Genomic DNA, 18,931 nt, shown 5'->3' with positions numbered 1-18,931 from the left:
CCAAATTATCTATCATCATTAAATCAAGCCAAATCTTGCGTTCGCTTAAAGGATCCTCGATGGAAAAATTTTAAAATAGTATTCTAAAAGTCAAAAAAAACAAAAACACCTGACCATAAGGGGCCTGGGCTTTTGTTTTAAAGGTGGTTTCCTTATTGTTGAAATACTATATGTCACTTATAGTTTGGCAAAGAATCAACTTGAACATAAAATGAACAATAATGAACAAATGTCTCATTCGGTAAAGATGGAAATTCGTAGAAAATATAAAATCATGAAACAATATTGCTTTACACTATTATTCCTTCTGGCCCTTGTAATGAATGCACAAGTTAGCGTACCCTTTGACTCCGAAAACTGGTCATTTTCCGAAAGGGAGCCCAAACGTTTCGAAAACATCAATGGAAAAGAGGCGCTCTATCTCAACGGTCACGCTATGTTGGAAAATGTTGTTTTTCAGGATGGAATTATCGAAATCGATTTTATGGCACAGAAGAAGCGAGCTTTTGCCGGTCTGCAATTTCGTGCACAAGGCGAGGGAGACAATGAAACCTTTTATGTCCGATTGCATAAATCAGGGTTCCCTGATGCCGTCCAATACAATCCCGAATACAACGGCGAACCCAATTGGCAACTTTATAGAGAGCATCAAGCGGTCGTGAACTTTGACCCGTGGACCTGGAATCACCTTAAAATCGTATTTCAGGGTTCCGTTCTCAAAGCGTATCTCAATGATAGTCCTGAACCCATATTGACTGTAAGCCAGTTGAAGAGAAACGATAAGCAAGGTTATATCGGATTCTACAGTTTTCTAGGTGCTTATTTTGCCAATTTTACATATACCGCTTTTAGCGACACCACACCACTTGCGGATGTCAAAGATTATGCACCCGATGTGATTGAAGGTTGGGAATTAAGTGATAGCTACGATATTGCCGATATGGAGACAAACCGTTATCCGGATATATCGAAAATGGATTGGGAGTATTTTATGGCAGAGCCTTCCGGGCTGTTGCCCATAAATAAATATCGTTCCAAAACCAGTTCGGGTAATTTTGAACAAAATCCGGTCAATATCATTTGGGCGAGACATACCTTTACCTCCACTGATGATGGTTACAGAAAATTCTCATTTGATTTCAGTGATGATGTGGTTCTATACTTCAATGGAGTTAAACTTTTTGAGGGCATCAATGGCTTTAGGGCAAAAGGTCCCACGTTCCGAGGTGATATGCTGATTGATGGAAACGTATTGTACTTAAAGACCAAAAAAGGCAAGAATGAAATTCTGGTGGCAGTATCAGATAAAGCCAATGGTTGGGGCATAATGGGTAAAATGGAATAGTTAATTGGTCAATTACCCAATTTGATTATTAAGTTATTAAAGGAGAATTGGGTAATTGATCTCTTTCAAAAACCATTTCTCAACACAGCATTGCTCTTACTACTAATTTTTTTGGTTTATGCTCCATCTACAGGTTTAATTTGTTTTGAGCTGAATAAACAACTATTGCACAGAACCATTATATCCTTTAGGGACTTATATTGAATATCAACTCTCCATTAGTACATTTGAGCATCCAAGCCCTGTCAACTATCTTTAGTTAGATAAATACATAAGGTTTAGTCACCAATATTTCTATCCTTTTTGAGACTTTACATTAGTCCTTTTAAAATCCCTTCTTTCCTTACAGAGTCCATTTGAACAAGTTTTCCCTTTTTGTAAATGCTAAACTTATACGATATCGACCCCAATTTTAATCAACGTTCAAGATCGCCAGCATAAACAAACCTAAAATCATAACTATTTTTGGCAATGAACTTTTTAATATGACGGGGTTTATCCACCCAATCTGGAGAGGCTGCAAAAATTCTCTAAGATCAAATTCTTCAAATGAATTTCAATTCTTGAAAAATAATGGCACTTATTTGTTATAATAGATTGATAAAGTACATTTCGCAAAAAAACTGAGTCTCATAAGGACGGGATTTTAATTACAATACCCCTTCCTACCGATTAACATCCAGCTTCACTGAAATATTCTCGTCTGCTATCAGCCATACTTAGAAAGGTTTCCTAAACTACATATCATATTGCACCATAAACGTGTTGGATTTTAATCCATCCTGTTGCAGTCAAAAATTTTTAAAAATGCTTTAATTACCAGATTTTATCCGTTGACTTTATATGACATTACTTTTTGTAATGTTTCTGCTGCCAAATATTGAAATTCCAATAAAAACGACAATACTGTATACACTATAATTTGTGAACCAGCTTATTAAGGATGGATTCTTTAAATCTAAATTAACGAAATTTGAAATGTTGTAGGCATAGGGCATAAAAGGCGCGAATCTGGGACTTCTGAACAATATCAACCCAAGAATTATCATCACAATTCCAATCCCTATAGGAACGATAAAATTTTTGGTTTTATAACTTATAAAATATTGAATCGCAAGTATGCCCAAAGTAGTCAAGTAAGAACTGAAGAGAACCTTTATCATAAAAATCAAATTTGGCCTGTAGGATAAGAACCCATAATCAGGAAATACCAATGAGATGGCATAACCAGACAAGAGGACAAAGACCAAAAAGAATAGATACGTTATAAATATCACAAGAGCGGAGATGAATAGCTTCCCATTATAAACCATGGATTTTGGGATTGGCAGGCTAAACAATTGCTTAAATCCCTCCGACCGATGCTCTATCTGAACGGTAAAGGTTGCAATCAATACAACAAAAAAAGTGATCAATGTTGGGGTCATTGTTAATTGCCCCAAAAAAAACTTGTCCCAATGATTTCCAGTTATGTCCGGCAATAAACGTTTATGATCGACAATATAATGCACAAAATAAATGGCAGGGATAAATACAGAGCTTAAAACCATGATGGTCAGCAAGTATGAGTTTTTTAACTTGATCAGTTCATTGATGATGCTTTGGCAATATGATTGGAGCATTTTCATTTTTTATCTGTTAATTGAAGGAACAAAGATTCCATGGAGTTTTGATTTACAAGTTGGTATATCGGAATGTTGCTTTTGCGCAGACAGTCAATGATTCCTGAAATATCACTTTTGCTTTTTACCATAACCGAAACGGTGTCAGCATCTTTAACTTTTGGGGCATATTGTATGGCTTCCAACAACGCAATCGTCTTCAGGTTTTGACCGGTTTCGATATCGATTTGGTATTGCTCATCACGTTTCTTTCTTAAACTATCCAAGGGGCCTTGAAATAGCATTTCTCCATTCTTCGATATGATTCCTACATGAGTACAGGTTTTTTCAATTTCAGTCAACAAATGGCTGGAAATAAAAATGGTTATCCCCTTATTTTTATTCAAATCAATGATTAGTTTACGGATATCAACAATCCCCTTGGGATCGAGTCCATTGGTTGGCTCGTCCAATATCAGTAATTTTGGTTCGTCCAATAATGCAATTGCTATTCCTAACCGTTGTTTCATCCCCAAAGAGTACGTTTTTACTTGATTGAAGGCTGCCTCTTCCAACCCGACCATTCGTAAAATCTCAACAATTCGGTCCTTTTCCGTTGACTTACCTCTGTACCTTAAAATAATTTGCAGATTTTCATAGGCGCTGAGATGAGTGTACAACGAGGGATTCTCAATAAGGGCACCAATGCGTCGCAATGAAGAAATTCTATTTTCTTTAAAAACGTTGTTAAAAAAGGAAATGGTGCCTGATTTAGAACGTATCAAACCTAAAATAAGCCTGATCGTGGTGGTTTTACCCGAACCATTAGGTCCAAGAAACCCATAAATTGAACCTTGAGGTACAGCTATATTTAGGTCACTGATACCATCAGAGCTTCCTTTATAGGTGAAGTTCACGTTTTTGGTCTCCAATACGTTGGTTTTCATCTAATTATATTTTTATCACGGATGAGTTGAATTCAGACCATGGTTTCGATTTTTTATTCCAAGAATCAAAGCCAATAAAAAAGAAATGATGCTTCCTACAAGAGCAACATAGACAGCGAATCCGGGCAATTTTAATCCCCTTAGCATGGAAAACAGAATAAGCCCGCACACTAAACCAACAACATAAATCGCTCTTTCGAACATACTCTTTATGACCGGTTTGTTTAAAACGATTGGTTTTGAAGCTAAATCGTAAAGAAACAAATAACGTAGCCTATCCCAATGCCAAAAGACCAACCATAGACTGGCCAAGACAATACCACTGGCTATCACAACGGTCAATCCAAAATCATATGAAATGGTAATCAAAAGAATATTTGAAGCGATGGCCAAGAATAAAATCGCACCCAGCGCTGAAGTTCGATAGAATAGGATAAGTAGCCCGGCAAAAAGCTGTACAAAACCAATGAATTGCCAGTAAATCCCTGATTGATAAAGTGATTCGAAAAGAATAAGAGGCGAATCTTCTTCTGGAATACCCGTTGTGAACCTTCTTCCCAACAATTTAACTGCTCCTGTAGGAATGAAAGCAATCGCCAATAATATTCTTACGCCCAATGTAAAACGTACAAGCAGGCCTTTGTTTCGTGCCCAGAATAACGTCCTTACCAAAAAAGTGTCCATGATTGAATTATTTAGGTTAAAAAGTTTTAATTAGCTGCTTTTATTTGTTTAACAAATCGCAATTCTGGTCAAACTATCAAGAGGATAATCTGCACTATAAGTTGGTCTACTGTTGGTTTCAGTTAATTGAATAAAAGAGAACAGAATACCATTATTGTACTGAGTATAGTATCAACAGTTAAAATTTGAGCCGTTTTATACAATTTTGTTGTTCCATAAATTAGTTAGCTATTACTGCAGACCTGATGCCCTAAGCGAAAGCTCAATCCTATACTTGTTGCTATCCAGATTAGGCAGTATGTTTATAGGTGGACGAATAGCCGATGAATTTGTTACAGGTGAAGTGGACCTGAAAGGTGGTACTAAAGACGTCATAAATGGTTTAGGTAATCAGGTTTGGCATGGATAAACCGTAAGGAAATAAAAGTTTACCAAAGGAATCTCTCATCTGTAATTGATTGACAAAATAAAATATGCTCAAATACTTGTTAAAAAGAAGTGAATTTTTTAAAACCTTGACATTCTAATATTTAAATTCCACCTGTTTTTCAGAAATGTTTAAGAAAATGAAAGCCAAATACCTATTTATTTCAATCCTTGCTATTTGTATTGACAATTATACGATTTCGGCCCAAGAATGGAATTTGGAACCTGGCATAGGTCTGGGTGTTAAAATTCCCTCCAACTGGGATGACAGAAGAGGTGGTTTTGGGATTCGCTTGGGCCTGTCATACGACTTTGCGAAGAACTGGTCTGTCGGCGCAGGATATGAAACATACGGAACCGGGAATTTTTGGTCCGAGGACTTACCTACCATAAGTGAAGGCAATACGGATATTTTTGAATTTAATCAAACCAACTCCAATCTATGGATGGTGCACACCAGATACTTTTTAGACAACAAAAATTCCGACACTGCCTTCTTGTTTGGTATTGCAATGGGTATACAAAACTTCAAACGGGAAATAAATGTGAATGACACCGAAAGACTTTCCCTATCCAAATTTACAGTTGCTCCAGAGTTAGGATTTGGATTGAATGACTTCATCATTTCTTTTAGATGGTATCCCAAACAAAAAATATCCGGTTTTGAAATAGTTGACCTAAATGATGATAGAAGAAAAATATTTGAACCCGTAAGCTTCTCCCTTATCACATTGCAAATCACCTATAGTATTCAACTTTCAAAAAAATAAAATCCAAACCAATTGAAATCTCGTTAATGGAATTGAGCTCGATTGAAAACCGAATGCCATGATAACTAATCACAAAATCATTCATAATCCATCCAAAGTGTCATACTTGTTTGAAATATTCTTTGAATATGTACGTCAATTGGTAGCGATCCCTGAAAGAGACCAGGAGACTTGTCGCAGGCTATTTACACCAGTTTTTGTAGAAAAAGGCACTATCCTAGAAAAAGAAGGAACCTTACACAAACATCACAACTTTATTGTTTCTGGACACATGCGGATGTTTCATCACAATGAAGAGGGGAAACAAATAACAACTGACATAAACAATGGTCCACGTTTTTTCACCTCGTACTATCATTTTATAAACCAAACCATATCCAACGAAAACTTACATTGCATTACTGATTGCGAGCTATTGCGGGTCAGTAGAGAAGGTGTAGATAAGGCATCCAATATAGGTATCACTTCACAAGAATATACTGAGAAGGTACTTCGATATCATTTGCAAGCAATCAAACAAAGAACAATTGACCTGACCACACTAACGGGAAAAGAGCGTTACCTGAAACTCATGCGCACACATCCCGCGATTGTTCAAAACGTGCCATTAAACTACATCGCTTCCTATTTAGGGCTAAATGCGGGCAGTTTAAGCCGTATTCGACAAGAATTGTAAAACCTATTTTTTTCACAATTGTGAACTCGAATAACCCAATAAATCGCGACTTTCATCAAACCAATTAACATTCAAACTGAGGTGTGTTGTTCCTATTAGTTAAGTCGAGCCAATTCGCCTCTGAACAAAAATTTGATGCAAATTATCCATGCAAAACATGTATGATAAACTTAAGTTGAAGTATATGTCACCTCAGCCTCTTGACTTCATTGAGATTATTGAAGACAATCATTATTTACTAACTATTTTGCCATGAAAAATTTTATCACATTATTGGTTTCACTTATGCTAATTATTTCCTGCAATGACGACAATGAATCGGTCATATCTGCCACCAACCTGAATGTCAGTTCCAATGCTTTCGAATCCATACGTGGGAAATGGGAATTGGTTTCAATTGACTCCCAAAACAGGGATGAAACCATACCGCCCCCGACAACGGTTACATTGGAATTTGAATCGGACCTCAACGAAGAATTAAAGTTTTTTCTAGGTGGAAATGCCAGTTGCAACCAATATGGAGGCGAACTTTTAAAGTTGGACAATAATACCATTGATTTTGTTCAATTATATGCAACCGAAGCATTATGTCCAGAATCGAGTTGGAACCAATTTGAAGCGGTCTATCTTGAGATGCTTTTCAATAGCATGGAATACTACCTTTCGAATGAAAACCTGATGTTGTCAAACGATGGAAACATTCTTTTGTTTACGAAAGTAAAAGACTAGAAGGTCCTTGTACCGACCACGCATTAGGTGGTCATTTTGTGGACAGGGGTTTCTTAATTGGGACCCCTGTTTTATAATGTTTACTGATAAAGAATGGGCTATATAGCTTACAAATGTTCAGTTTGTTACGATTATGTTGTCCAATCGTGTTTTTCTGTTTGAAATTATGAAATGAGGCCTATCCAGCATTGTTTGAATTCGATTGAATTGGTGATTGAAATCCTCCATACACCATCATTTTTGCCTCAAAAACCAATCTTTTAGGCTCGACTAGGGAAATGATCAATTCCGCCATTCTCGAATCAATGGGAACTTTTTTGTTTGCTTCATCATAAACAGTTCTGGATGGAAAAACTACCCTCAAAATACGATACCCTCGTCATCTCCCAAATCCATAAATTCAAAAAAGACCGTGTTCCTTCCAGTTCAAATAAGATAATATAACTAAGTCATTTTCATTTGGGTTTAATGAATTAACCGGAATCTAAGATGTTTCATGAAAGGGAAATTAAGGCACCTTCTCAACATATCATTCAAATACAGTAAAACTTCTTGAATAGGTATTCATTTTTTGAATCACCTTCTGAATTTGACTTTTCCAAAGCGACACATGTAAATACGGAAAACACCTCTTATAAAACTTATTTCCATTTAAGATAATATCAGGCTTATAGTTTAAATCAATTATAAATTCCAAGGCAGTCAAATCGGTCATCAGTTCAAAAACCATTAGCCACAACAAAAGACATTACTTAACAAATGTGAAGTCTTAGGTTTCTATAAACTTCGATATTGCAAGAATCACAAAGGTATGATGTGAAAGACTTTAAGTAATAAACAAAGCTAGCCTCGTATTCCTCAGGATAAAAACAGAAAAGACTCAAAAATTAGATTATGAATATTGTTTTAAAATTAAGAACTAAACTGATTTTGACAGCTGCTGCCACTTTGTTAATGTCAATAATGCTCTTGTTGGAATACTTGCGGGGCGGTATTAATTCGTACCATCCTTTGGGCAACAAAGACCTACCTATGATATCAAATTGGTTGGGGCTGTTAACTATTCCACTATTTAGCTGGCTCTCACTTTCCAATTTACAAATGCGTAACAAAGGTGAAAACAATAAACAAAAACCAATCTCAAAATCGCAATTCTATGGCTTTATTGGCGGAGTTTTATTTGGTATCATTACGACCATCTTCTTTTATGCCAAGCTTGGTTTAAATAGTCACCTTCTCATAGCTAGCTTTGTTTTAGCACTGTTTTTACCTATTTATAGAGCCGAATACTATTTTGGTTATGTCATGGGTATGATTTATGGTTTTGGAGGTGTACTTCCAATCCTATTCGGGGGAGTTTCCATCCTTATTTACTTTGTTGAATACAAACTCATTCGTAGGGGTGTTCTGTTTATTCTTAATAAAATCAAATCGTAAAAAGTACGGTTGCCATAACGCAAATCATGCACTCATTTTACTCATCTTCTGCAAAGTAACCCGATGCTCAATTCAATTAAAAATCAAAAAACGACACCATGTTAAATGTATTTGTAAGTATTCATATTATCGCAGGAACCATTGCCCTGTTCTCCGGAACTATCGCAATGATATACAAAAAAGGAGGCCGCTACCATCGGAAATCCGGTAATGCTTTTTTTGTTTCTATGTTGATTATGGGGGCAACTGCAGCAGGACTAGCTATTTATGTATCTAAACCTCTTTCTGTGGTCGGTGGGGTTTTGGCGTGTTATCTCGTCGCAACATCCTGGACCACTGCTGTTCACAAAGAGGGGGAAGCAGGGGTTTTTGAAAAAATTGCAATGTTTGTAGCACTGCTGACAACAGTATTCGCCTATTATATTGGCGTAAAAGTGCTTAGGAGTGAAATAGTTCTTTATGAAGGATCAAGTTCCTCACCTGTCCCCTATTTTTTCTTCGGCTCAATTGCTTTACTAGCTGCCATACTCGATGCTAAAGTAATACGTTCGGGTGGTGTTTCTGGAAAACATCGTATTTTACGTCACCTATGGCGAATGTGTTTTGCATTTTTCATTGCAGCAGCATCGTTGTTTCTTGGACAACCGCAAGTATTTCCGAAAGCTATTCGCGGAACGTTTATTCTTTTTTTACCAGTGGTGCTGGTCTTAGTCTCCCTAATTTACTGGCTGATTCGCGTCCAATTTCGAAAAAGGCCTAAAACAATATGATAGGAACACCATTAATCACTATCTTTCTTAAACGATGGCAGAGAATTACAAACAGTTGAATTGAACCACAGGTCACTTTAGGCATTGATTTGGTCAAGCGATAGGTAAAGAAAAAGTATGCATATAATCCTAAATACTAAAACGAAAGTTTTGATCACTTCAGCAATCATTCTTTTTATATTGTCAATTCTTCTACTGGAGTATTTCCGTGGCGGTGTGGTTTCACATCACCTCCTGGCCAATGAAAATCTTCCGAAAGTATCGAATTGGTGGGGGTTGCTGACAATTCCAATGGTTAGTTGGCTTGTGCTTAGTAATATTCAAAAGAGGAATCTCAACGAAAAAAACGAATTGTCCCCGGTATCAAAACCTCAGCTCTATGGATTTATAGGCGCGTTTTTATTTGGAATAATAATGACCGGCCTATTCTATAGCCCATGGAACATTCATAATTATCTTTTACTCCTAACATTTCTTGTGGCATTGTTCTTTCCCATTTATAAAGGAGAGTATTATTTGGGTTTTATAATCAGTATGGCTTATGGATTTGGAGGTATATTGCCCGTGGTATTTGGACTTGTTTTGATAATTATATATGCAGTCGAATATATGCTCATCCGAAAAGGAATTCGTTTTATTATTAATAGAGCCAAATCGTAAAATATTTTTTTTCTTTTTAAATGGAATAAGATTAAAGAATTTCTTTTTCGATAGATTCATTAAACAACGTAAAACAAATAATAAATGAGATAAGGTAAATGAAGGATTCAAAAATTATATTCAAAATGGGTATGGTTGAGGTATCATCTCATTTACAACGGTGTATACAACTCGCTTTCAAATTTTGAAAGATATCTGGAAAGAGTTTAAACTAAAAGGGGTTTACATAATGGAGTCCATTCAATATAAAAGCAAAATACTTTGAACCCTCAGAAAAAGACTTTATGATTGACTATAGCATTTTTACATCTTGAAAAGCTCTTGGAGAAATTAAGAAAAAACGAAGTCGAAATCTTAGATAATGTATTGAAGATTTCGAATATGAAAAGTTTATACCTATCATGGACAATGAAGGTAATAAAATTGAATTATGGGAACCGAATGTTATGGTATATGAGAAACCAGTGGAAGGACGTACATAATAAACTCCCTTGAAACATAAGCCTCAATCGGCCATTTCAAGAAGTGTAAAGCTAATGCTTCAAAATACCAACTGTAGAGACTTTAGTACTATAAATCACATCAATTCCAAGGCACAAATCACTTGTTTACTACCAGAATCAGCACATGAAAATAATCTATACAATTCTAGGAATCTTATTAACATTCACCACAGAAGTCCATTGTCAAGAGATAGAGACTTTAAAATATGAAATACAAGACCTGATTAAGAATAAAAAGTCAATTGTTGGAGTTGCCATTAACGGAATGAATGCCACAGATACCCTAAGTATCAATGGCGATGTACAGTTTCCAATGCAAAGTGTGTTCAAATTTCCAATTGCACTGGCAACCCTATCCGAAATTGATAAGGAAAACCTTTCGCTTGACCAAGAAATAGAAATCAACAAAGATGATCTACTACCCGGATTATGGAGTCCCATTCAAGAAAAATATCCAAATGGAACCGTTCTTACGTTAGCTGAAATCATACAATATACCGTTGCTCTGAGTGACAATGTTGGCTGTGATGTGTTGTTAAAACTTCTCGGAGGACCTGAGGTCGTCGAGAGTTATTTTTCCAGTCTCGGTTTTAAAGATTTTGCAGTCAAAATTAATGAAAAGACCATGCAGAGCAATTGGGAGTTACAATTTCAAAATTGGACAACACCGAAAGAGGCCAACAAAATATTGGTATCATTCTATGAAAACAAAAATGAACTTCTGTCCAAAGTAAGCTACGATTTTATATGGAAGGTAATGAAAAGCACCAAAACAGGGAAAAATAGATTAAAAGGGCAATTACCCAAAGAAATAACCGCTGCACACAAAACAGGCTGGTCTGGGAAACACAAAGAAACGGGAGTAACAGCTGCAGTTAACGACATTGGAATAGTATTTCTTCCAAATGGGAACTATTACATCATAAGCGTGTTTATCACTTCATCTTCGGAAAGCCTTGAGACCAATGAAAAAATTATAGCTGATATCTCAAGAGCATCTTGGGATTATTTTATGGACAAGTAGTCTTTGGTATTGTTATATTGCTAATTGAAAGCCAACAAGTAAACCAAAACTTTACATAATTAGTAACAAGTTAAAGGTAAGCTATGCCTTGGAGACCAAGAACTTTTTTTGGGATTGTGAATTTCGGCTTTGAAAATGATAAAAAATTAGGTTATGGAAAAGACTGAATAAGCCTCCTTTTTTATCCAACAAAATGTAATAAATACCGTAGAATCTTTTCTTGAAATAATTCTTTCCTAACTAATTCCAATAGATGCCAGAGTCAAGAAGTCCTCTTTTTATACTTCAATACCATGGTAAATTTCGATTTTCATTCCATAAAACTGGAAGTAAACCAAATACCACAAACCATGAAATCGTAAACATCCCAATTATCAGAAGTAGCACAAAACCATTAAAAAAAAGGAAGACGCTCCAGATACCAAAAGTAAATCAGTTGCCTGAGGCTCTTATGTTGCTTTTACTAGGGATATGGTTCGCTCTGTCGATCAAAAGTTCAATAATTTTCTAACCGCCCGCTTTGGGCATAAACCCTTTCAATCATGATTAATTTCAGAAATCATGTACAGTTAATCGAAAATGTTGGGGAAGACCCCAAGATCACCCTCCTCGATGGAGGTCGTAAAGTGGCCAACATTCTCATGGCTATCAATTAATAATGGAAAAACATATCACTTTGTATCGAATCATCCATGGCATCTTTGATAGGACAATTGCATTCCTCGAATTCATATGTCGCTTATTTACTGTAAAACCAATCCCTTTGTGGTTAATGAACAACTTTTGGATTATCCCAAATTCATTGACATTCTTTCTAAGTAAGGCTACGCTAAAATTTGCACATAGACCGAGGTCATATAACCAGTAATATCGGGCATTCCAGTTGCCCTTCTAAACACTAAATTTTATTTTTGCTTTTCGCTCATCACTAATACAAACCAGAATAGGATTGCAGCATAAATATTATATCAAAACCAAAAAAGAACAGAACCAAATTCAAATATTGATTGGAGCTGCCGCATTAGTTGTTGTTTTGCTTTTCTCTTTGATTTCTTGGTTAACAGGATTCTACCTTCTTATCATTGTAGTCATTCCCATTGTGCTATCCATTATTGCTCCATTTTTTGATGTTCCTTCGTTGAAAAAAAGTGGGAAGCTCAAGTATCATTCGTTACTTTTTATTTCCGAATTCCCCAAGGATGACGTAATAAAAGTGCATGGAGGAACACTTTTGGACTATGTCTTTGTTATCGATGGCAAAAAAAACGCCAAACAACGGACACGCTTTATCCTTCAACAGTATGTACAAGGACTTTTGGATTTGATATCCTCCTATGAGGCCCAACAGAAGGATTCGCTTGTGATCCGAGGGACCAGTTATATCATCAATGAAAGGACGGCAGAGCGGATTGGCTTCAGTAAGGTCAAGGGCGATAGTATCCAACAATTGATATTAATCCTCAATTACTTTAATGTCATGATTCAATACTCCATTTCAAAAGGAAAACTATCTTTTCCTAAATTGACCGACACCTATACCTTTGAGGCTACACTGAAGGAACTCATCGAAAAAAAAGAAGCTATCGAACGCCTGAACCAAAAGTTGAAATCCACAAGCATCAATAGCAAAAAAAATACAGGATAAAAAGCCATTGGCCAAGCCTTCAGTGCTTCCTTAAATGCCCTGGGCTAAATCATTGAAGGGCAATCATCGTCTGTAACGCCTCTATTATTCCACAGACTTAAAGACTTGACCGTCCTTCATGACAAACACCACGTTTTCCATACTTTCATAAAATTGTGTCCTAATGTCGCCTTTGATTGCAATGATATCGGCTTTAGCACCTTTCTTGAGTACTCCGAGTTCGTGTTCTTTTCCGAGTTTTTGGGCCGAAAGATAGGTAGATGCCCTAAGGATATCCAAGGGTGCCATACCCGATTCATAATAGGCTTTCAACATATCCCTGGATGAAGCACCTCTAGGCACGTTTATTTGCGTGTAATTATCCGACCCAGCAATAATGGTAACACCAATTTTAAGTGCTTTTTGCAATCTATCGGTCATTGCTGTTCTGTACCCTTCGATCCACTGGTCATCTTCTTGGTCATATCCGGCCAGTTTATTGTACAGCTCCATATAATCCGTACTATTTTCAGTAGGTACAAGAAAAACATCGTTTTCCGCCATCATCGTCAATATGGAATCAGAAATATTGAACCCATGTTCAATACCGTCAACACCAGCATTAATCGCTTGTTTTGCCGATTCATCGGTAACGGAGTGCGCGGTCACTTTCAACCCATACTGATGTGCCGTATGTACGATGGCCTGCATCTCCTCCAGGGAAAGCAAGGTTTTATTGGGTAAATTGTCCGAACAAATTTTAATCAGGTCAACACCTTGATTCACGTGCTCCTGAACGGCCAATTTCGCATCCTCCACACCTCGGATGATTCGATACTCTGCCGAAATCAAATCTTGATGTTTGGGGACAACCCCATAAATCTGACCACCGGGAGCGGATAGAATGGGCCCTGATGCAAAAATACGAGGTCCAATGATGGTACCCTCATCGATAGCATCTCTAAGAGCCACGTCCAAATATAGCCCGGAATTACCCAAATCCTTGATGCTGGTTATTCCCACATCGAGATATGATTTGGCCCTCTTGGACCCTCGAAGTACTCTCAGGGCATCATTTTCCGTGGTCAGCATGGCCATGGAATGTTCTGTAAAATCCACATCTGCTGCTTGGGAGAAAAGCACATGGGTATGGGCATCTATCAATCCGGGCAAAACAGTGTGGTCTGAAAGATCTATCCAGTGGTGTTCCGCTATCTTTGTCTCGCTGGCGTCCAAGACATCGGTGATACTACCATTTTCCACGACAATCAATTTATTCTGAAGCAGTTTGTTTTGTTCGCTATCATAAAAAACACCAGCTTTGATATAGGTTTTTGACTGCTGACCATAAAGGACCGATGCAAAAAACAACAATAAACAAGTACAATAATATTTACACATACATTTTATATTTACTACAATTAGAGCAATGGACAGGGCCTATTTTAGTCCAGTGTTTTTTTTCGTCAAACCTGTGGCAATGGCTTGGAGGTTCCCAGATAAAGATAAATTCCTAAACCTTAACTTGGTCTTTCTTAATCCAGTGTTTTGTTTTCGGTGGTACGTGAATTCCGCTTCTGTTTGCTATCACTGTGATTTCATTTTCGATTTCAAAAGTTGACCTCTCCATTAAATTCCAAAAAAAACTATTGGGCAATATTATAATGGTGTTTTTTTCTTGTGCCTTTGGTGACATTGATTCTTCGATGATACTCAAACCTTCCGATTTAACCAAATGCCCCACTTACAAATATCTCCTCATTTAAGACATGTTATTTGACACAGTATCCATGAGTCGTTGTGTGGTTAGCACTAAACTTTGCTAGCAGATACCAAACTGTATATCCGCGAGGATTATCAGAAGCAATGTCCAGGGCCAGCTGAAGGGTTGGCGAGAACCTGTCTGGTGACAGGAAGTAATGTAATTGCTTATAGCCATTTTTGTTGTACGTAGGTTTTATAATTTTTGTTTTCTCCAAATTTCTTCACCTTTAGTCTTTCCGTGACTTGCAACTCCAATGTATGTTTCGAATCGAATTATTTTCCAACTCCCATTTTTCTTGTCAAGAATAAATCGAATACTGCCTATTTTTGGTTCCTTTTCAAAAGTTACTTGATATCGGGTTTTTGATTTTTTTTCAATAAGATGTCTTTTAGCCAAAGTAACGTTTGAATATCGCGGCGGTTGTCCAAAATTCAACCCAGAAAGCGTTCGGTTCTGTTTCCCGTAACAATATTGGTCAAATAGCTTGTTGAAATCTTCTTTGAACCCATTTTCTTTATAATCAAAATCAACAAATCCCTTTGTTTCCAATTCGTCTGCCTTTTTTGCAAATTCGGTGCAAATTTGAATAATTTGTTTTTCTTGTTCCATTTTAATTTTTACATCATTCGGTTTACAAGTGGACATGTAAGAACTGATTATTAAGTACAACACTACATTTATTAATCTGATTTCGTTCCTCAACTTGCGCATAACTGCACCATAATCACGAATGCAGATGCTAAGGTTGTATGGCCGCATAAGTCCATTTCAAATTCAAGGTAAACCACCTCAAATGAAAACGGTTTTTTGACATTGGAACAAAAATGGTAATTTCTTCACGAATGTTTTCTATACCAATTCTTTGAAAAATTTCATTGTCAAGCCAATAATTTAACCGTTAGACAGCGGCTGGATTCCCTCCGAACAACTTATCGGTAGAAGCATCTGTTTGATATAAGTTTATCTTCATTTTTTATTTTTATGGGTTTAAGTATTTCTTCCTATATTAATCTACTTATTATGGATGCTGATATTTAGATGATCGCTCATCCATCAGACTTTGAACCTTGATCGATGACCTTATATAAAATGCCAAACAAGTGTCCAAATGTCTCTTGGCTCGATACGTTGCGTCACCTCAGAAATCACCCATTGTTTCCCTCATGACAATTACGTTTTGCTCCAATAATTATTTTGCGCCGCTTCCCAACCGATTAAGGCCGTTTTTTTAGGACTTCCCCATTTGTACTCACCGAATTCACCTGTTGATTTGATTACCCTATGACACGGTATTAAGAACGCAATAGGGTTACTTCCAATCGCTGAGCCCACAGCCTTTGAGGCTTTAGGTTCACCGATCATGGAAGCAACACGACCATACGATAAAAGACTGCCTTCCGGAATTTTTATGAGCGTTTCCCATACTTTTAATTGAAATGGTGTGCCTTTTAAATGCAACTTAACCTCACTTAACTTGCCCCAGTCGAGTGAAAATATCAATAGCGCATTTTCTTGGACCTTATTGTGATTTTCCCTGAATGTAGCTTTGGGATACTCTTGTTTTAATCGGTTGAAATCCAAAATTTTGGACTGGACAAATGATAAATGACACACTCCTTTTTTAGTGGACGCTATCAATACTTCACCAAAGAGTGTTGCGGCAAAACTATAATTTATCAGAAGGTGTTCTCCACCATTTTTATATTCTCCCGGAGTCATCCCTTCAATGTTGATAAAAAGATCATATAACCTACCAGTGCTGGATAGTCCTGTTTCATATGCCACCTGTGCAATGGACACTTCACTTTCCCTTAGAATTTTTTTGGCATAGGAGATATTCAAAAATTGAAGAAACTTTTTGGGGCTGATTCCTGCCCATTCTTTGAATATCCGTTGAAAGTGAAATGAACTTAAATGGACGTGATCAGCAACCTCATCCAAATTAGGTTGCTCTTTAAAATGTGCACGGATATAGCCAATCGCTAGTTCGATCCGTTTGAAATCCATATGCTTTTTGTCTTCCATTTGGAACTTACTTTACTTTAAAACTATGGATAGCAACCGACATTGACCAACCGTTTCTTGCGGAATTCCAAGCATAAGGATTATACGTTTGGCAGATCAAGAACAATGGCATAAAACGTTTGTATTTAAAAGGACAATATCTGATACGGTTTGACATCCGTTTTTTAATTTCTACGAAGACCACTTGTTTTCTCAAACAGCACTGGATTTGAAGAGGCCCTTCATCCTCTTTCCTGGATTTATCCTTCGAAAACTTCACTTGTTCAAATTAAATTGAGGCCAGGTTATTTTTGGTAAATTCATTTCTCAAATTTCCATTTTCGTGTTTTCTGTCTAGAACTAATGTAATTTTATCTTCAATTACTCAAAACATATCATCTTAATGTTCTGGCCAGGGTAATTGTTGATTAGACTTAATTTCTCCTTGAAATTAATTACTTTCATTGTTTTCACTTATTTCCTTTAATCTATAATATGCGAGCAACTCTCCGTTTTTATTATGGTTACTTATAAAGGAAAAACCTAGTTTGTTCAAAAGATGAATTGACCGCTCATTAGCAGGTTTCACAATGGCAATGATGTTTTTGTATTGGTGTAAAGTCTTAATTTTTTCTAGAAAGGACTCACAGGCCTCAATCGCATAACCCTTTTTTTGAAATTCCGGCAGCATGGCAAAACCAAAGTCTGGGTACTTTTCGTCCTCCCTTTTCAGAAAAGTGATGATACCAATGGGCACTCGGGATTTATTTATTTCAAAAACATGGTATGAACGATTGGGGTCATTACAAATACTTGTAATGAAATCCATGGCATCCAATAGATTATTGATGTTTCGTTCGCCAATGAATTTTTTCCATTCTTCGGTATTTACCAACTGGTAAATGAAGCCTGCATCCATAATATGTATTGGCCTAACTTCCAACCGCTCTGTTTTTAAAATTATCTCCATTGGTTCCAAGTATTTATCATTCAAACACACCTGATCAAATAGTTCATCGTTCGTGCCCATAAATGATGTGCACTTTGGGGAACATCTGATGAAATTTGACAACTTGATTTAAACTGTTTTCGGCAGCTGTTCGGTTGTCGACCCAACCTGGCTCAATATTATTTTCAAACCCATATCTGGTGTGGCTGACATCGCCCGTTAATAGTACAGGCCCATTGGGTGACATCAGCAGATAGGACATATGACCTTTGGAATGGCCGGGTGTATGGATGCCCAACAATGACCCATCCCCAAAAATATCCATTACTTTTTTAAACGGAGGTTTCGTAACCCCTTTTGACCAGTCCAATTCCATCAGTTTGGACCCATTGGTAAAGTGGTTGGAACGGTATAGTAGCGGAATATCCAAAGTCTTTTCGCCCTTTCCCACATATTTCGGAATTGAGGGATCAAGTTCGGGCAAGCCAGCCGTATGATCTCCATGTAGATGGGTGAAAAATATTCCATTGACCTTTTTTCCTTCACGTCGTAATTGGGAGGCTATATTTTGACCTTTCCTTTGTTTTGATGCTATGATATAGTTATCAGCCAACAAGCCATTTATATTTCCATTACCTTGAAAAGTACTATCCAATCCTGAATCAATCATAAACCATCCCTTTTCCTGATGATGGAACAGGAAAGCGAATACATCTACCCATAAATAGTCTTTTAATTTATGATTATCCCTTAATTTCCCCGTATTCAACATACCTTCCAACGGAACTTTCACGGAGCCGGTGTTCAATACTTTAAATTCATCGATCAATGTATTCGAATACATGATTTCCTTCCAAGGTTTTTTATCTATTTCGGTGTTTGGAAGTTGATAGGAAGTTCTTATCACGTTCGTCGACGTACTCAAAATAAACGTTGCACTTGAAGCAATCACTATCAAGGACACCAATATGACTATCCATATTTTTTTGGTTTTACTCACAACTTTGTCATTTGTAC

The 18,931-nt window shown here is 36.8% G+C and carries 17 protein-coding genes; 9 read left to right on the top strand and 8 right to left on the bottom strand.

Annotated elements, in window-relative coordinates; genetic code table 11:
- The first annotated feature begins 274 nt into the window (after positions 1 to 274).
- Complete coding sequence (locus SD449_RS09180) at positions 275 to 1,345, top strand: family 16 glycoside hydrolase (RefSeq protein WP_318310133.1); 1,071 nt, start codon at positions 275 to 277, stop codon at positions 1,343 to 1,345.
- A gap of 839 nt (positions 1,346 to 2,184) precedes the next feature.
- Here SD449_RS09180 and SD449_RS19185 read toward each other — a convergent pair.
- The 3 genes from SD449_RS19185 to SD449_RS09170 are packed head-to-tail and all read right to left on the bottom strand — an operon-like array spanning position 2,185 to position 4,577.
- The gene (locus SD449_RS19185; protein WP_404828034.1) at positions 2,185 to 2,967 is read right to left on the bottom strand and encodes an ABC transporter permease; all 783 of its coding nucleotides are present in this window, start codon (positions 2,965 to 2,967) and stop codon (positions 2,185 to 2,187) included.
- A gap of 2 nt (positions 2,968 to 2,969) precedes the next feature.
- Entirely contained in the window at positions 2,970 to 3,893 is a 924-nt protein-coding gene (locus SD449_RS09175) for an ABC transporter ATP-binding protein (RefSeq protein ID WP_318310132.1), read from the bottom strand.
- Positions 3,894 to 3,908: 15 nt separating this feature from the next.
- Positions 3,909 to 4,577, bottom strand: a complete 669-nt coding sequence (locus tag SD449_RS09170; protein WP_318310130.1) for a hypothetical protein — start codon at positions 4,575 to 4,577, stop codon at positions 3,909 to 3,911.
- A gap of 566 nt (positions 4,578 to 5,143) precedes the next feature.
- On the opposite strand from SD449_RS09170, the gene SD449_RS09165 reads away from it, so the two are divergent.
- The 8 genes from SD449_RS09165 to SD449_RS09130 all read left to right on the top strand — a co-directional run bounded on the left by SD449_RS09165 (position 5,144) and on the right by SD449_RS09130 (position 13,217).
- Positions 5,144 to 5,773 (top strand): outer membrane beta-barrel protein, encoded by a 630-nt coding sequence (locus SD449_RS09165; protein ID WP_318310129.1) that lies wholly within the window; start codon positions 5,144 to 5,146, stop codon positions 5,771 to 5,773.
- Between the two features lie 58 nt (positions 5,774 to 5,831).
- Positions 5,832 to 6,449: a Crp/Fnr family transcriptional regulator gene (locus SD449_RS09160; protein WP_318310128.1), complete on the top strand. Its 618-nt coding sequence runs from the start codon at positions 5,832 to 5,834 to the stop codon at positions 6,447 to 6,449.
- Between the two features lie 252 nt (positions 6,450 to 6,701).
- Positions 6,702 to 7,178: an META domain-containing protein gene (locus tag SD449_RS09155; RefSeq protein WP_318310127.1), complete on the top strand. Its 477-nt coding sequence runs from the start codon at positions 6,702 to 6,704 to the stop codon at positions 7,176 to 7,178.
- Between the two features lie 894 nt (positions 7,179 to 8,072).
- Positions 8,073 to 8,615, top strand: a complete 543-nt coding sequence (locus SD449_RS09150) for a site-specific integrase (protein ID WP_318310126.1) — start codon at positions 8,073 to 8,075, stop codon at positions 8,613 to 8,615.
- Positions 8,616 to 8,713: 98 nt separating this feature from the next.
- Positions 8,714 to 9,385, top strand: a complete 672-nt coding sequence (locus SD449_RS09145; protein ID WP_318310124.1) for a hypothetical protein — start codon at positions 8,714 to 8,716, stop codon at positions 9,383 to 9,385.
- 150 nt (positions 9,386 to 9,535) lie between these two features.
- On the top strand, positions 9,536 to 10,045 hold the full coding sequence (locus tag SD449_RS09140; RefSeq protein ID WP_318310123.1) for a hypothetical protein: 510 nt from the start codon (positions 9,536 to 9,538) through the stop codon (positions 10,043 to 10,045).
- 627 nt (positions 10,046 to 10,672) lie between these two features.
- Positions 10,673 to 11,572: a class A beta-lactamase, subclass A2 gene (gene bla, locus SD449_RS09135; RefSeq protein ID WP_318310122.1), complete on the top strand. Its 900-nt coding sequence runs from the start codon at positions 10,673 to 10,675 to the stop codon at positions 11,570 to 11,572.
- Between the two features lie 949 nt (positions 11,573 to 12,521).
- A complete protein-coding gene (locus tag SD449_RS09130; RefSeq protein WP_318310121.1) occupies positions 12,522 to 13,217 on the top strand; it encodes a hypothetical protein in 696 nt (231 codons plus the stop codon).
- Between the two features lie 84 nt (positions 13,218 to 13,301).
- On the opposite strand, the gene SD449_RS09125 is transcribed toward SD449_RS09130, so the two are convergent.
- From SD449_RS09125 to SD449_RS09105, 5 genes are all read right to left on the bottom strand, one after another.
- The gene (locus SD449_RS09125; protein ID WP_318310120.1) at positions 13,302 to 14,597 is read right to left on the bottom strand and encodes a metal-dependent hydrolase family protein; all 1,296 of its coding nucleotides are present in this window, start codon (positions 14,595 to 14,597) and stop codon (positions 13,302 to 13,304) included.
- Between the two features lie 556 nt (positions 14,598 to 15,153).
- Positions 15,154 to 15,570 carry a hypothetical protein gene (locus SD449_RS09120; protein ID WP_318310118.1) on the bottom strand — a complete coding sequence of 139 codons (417 nt, stop codon included), beginning with the start codon at positions 15,568 to 15,570 and terminating at the stop codon, positions 15,154 to 15,156.
- 561 nt (positions 15,571 to 16,131) lie between these two features.
- Positions 16,132 to 16,986 carry a methylated-DNA--[protein]-cysteine S-methyltransferase gene (locus tag SD449_RS09115; protein ID WP_318310117.1) on the bottom strand — a complete coding sequence of 285 codons (855 nt, stop codon included), beginning with the start codon at positions 16,984 to 16,986 and terminating at the stop codon, positions 16,132 to 16,134.
- Positions 16,987 to 17,416: 430 nt separating this feature from the next.
- On the bottom strand, positions 17,417 to 17,935 hold the full coding sequence (locus SD449_RS09110; RefSeq protein WP_318310116.1) for a GNAT family N-acetyltransferase: 519 nt from the start codon (positions 17,933 to 17,935) through the stop codon (positions 17,417 to 17,419).
- A 43-nt stretch (positions 17,936 to 17,978) separates the two neighbouring features.
- The gene (locus SD449_RS09105; protein WP_318310115.1) at positions 17,979 to 18,914 is read right to left on the bottom strand and encodes an MBL fold metallo-hydrolase; all 936 of its coding nucleotides are present in this window, start codon (positions 18,912 to 18,914) and stop codon (positions 17,979 to 17,981) included.
- Positions 18,915 to 18,931: the final 17 nt, after the last annotated feature.

This window comes from Flagellimonas crocea, from assembly GCF_033441595.1.
Classification (GTDB): Bacteria; Bacteroidota; Bacteroidia; order Flavobacteriales; family Flavobacteriaceae; genus Flagellimonas; species Flagellimonas crocea.
The sequence above is the reverse complement of the archived record's forward strand: the minus strand, read 5'-3'. Positions and strand labels throughout refer to the sequence as shown.

Coding starts and splice junctions, on each gene's coding strand:
- SD449_RS09180 (WP_318310133.1), top strand. CDS start 275: ATGAAACAATATTGCTTTACACTATTATTCCTTCTGGCCCTTGTAATG.
- SD449_RS19185 (WP_404828034.1), bottom strand. CDS start 2,967: ATGCTCCAATCATATTGCCAAAGCATCATCAATGAACTGATCAAGTTA.
- SD449_RS09175 (WP_318310132.1), bottom strand. CDS start 3,893: ATGAAAACCAACGTATTGGAGACCAAAAACGTGAACTTCACCTATAAA.
- SD449_RS09170 (WP_318310130.1), bottom strand. CDS start 4,577: ATGGACACTTTTTTGGTAAGGACGTTATTCTGGGCACGAAACAAAGGC.
- SD449_RS09165 (WP_318310129.1), top strand. CDS start 5,144: ATGAAAGCCAAATACCTATTTATTTCAATCCTTGCTATTTGTATTGAC.
- SD449_RS09160 (WP_318310128.1), top strand. CDS start 5,832: ATGATAACTAATCACAAAATCATTCATAATCCATCCAAAGTGTCATAC.
- SD449_RS09155 (WP_318310127.1), top strand. CDS start 6,702: ATGAAAAATTTTATCACATTATTGGTTTCACTTATGCTAATTATTTCC.
- SD449_RS09150 (WP_318310126.1), top strand. CDS start 8,073: ATGAATATTGTTTTAAAATTAAGAACTAAACTGATTTTGACAGCTGCT.
- SD449_RS09145 (WP_318310124.1), top strand. CDS start 8,714: ATGTTAAATGTATTTGTAAGTATTCATATTATCGCAGGAACCATTGCC.
- bla (WP_318310122.1), top strand. CDS start 10,673: ATGAAAATAATCTATACAATTCTAGGAATCTTATTAACATTCACCACA.
- SD449_RS09125 (WP_318310120.1), bottom strand. CDS start 14,597: ATGTGTAAATATTATTGTACTTGTTTATTGTTGTTTTTTGCATCGGTC.
- SD449_RS09120 (WP_318310118.1), bottom strand. CDS start 15,570: ATGGAACAAGAAAAACAAATTATTCAAATTTGCACCGAATTTGCAAAA.
- SD449_RS09115 (WP_318310117.1), bottom strand. CDS start 16,986: ATGGAAGACAAAAAGCATATGGATTTCAAACGGATCGAACTAGCGATT.
- SD449_RS09110 (WP_318310116.1), bottom strand. CDS start 17,935: ATGGAGATAATTTTAAAAACAGAGCGGTTGGAAGTTAGGCCAATACAT.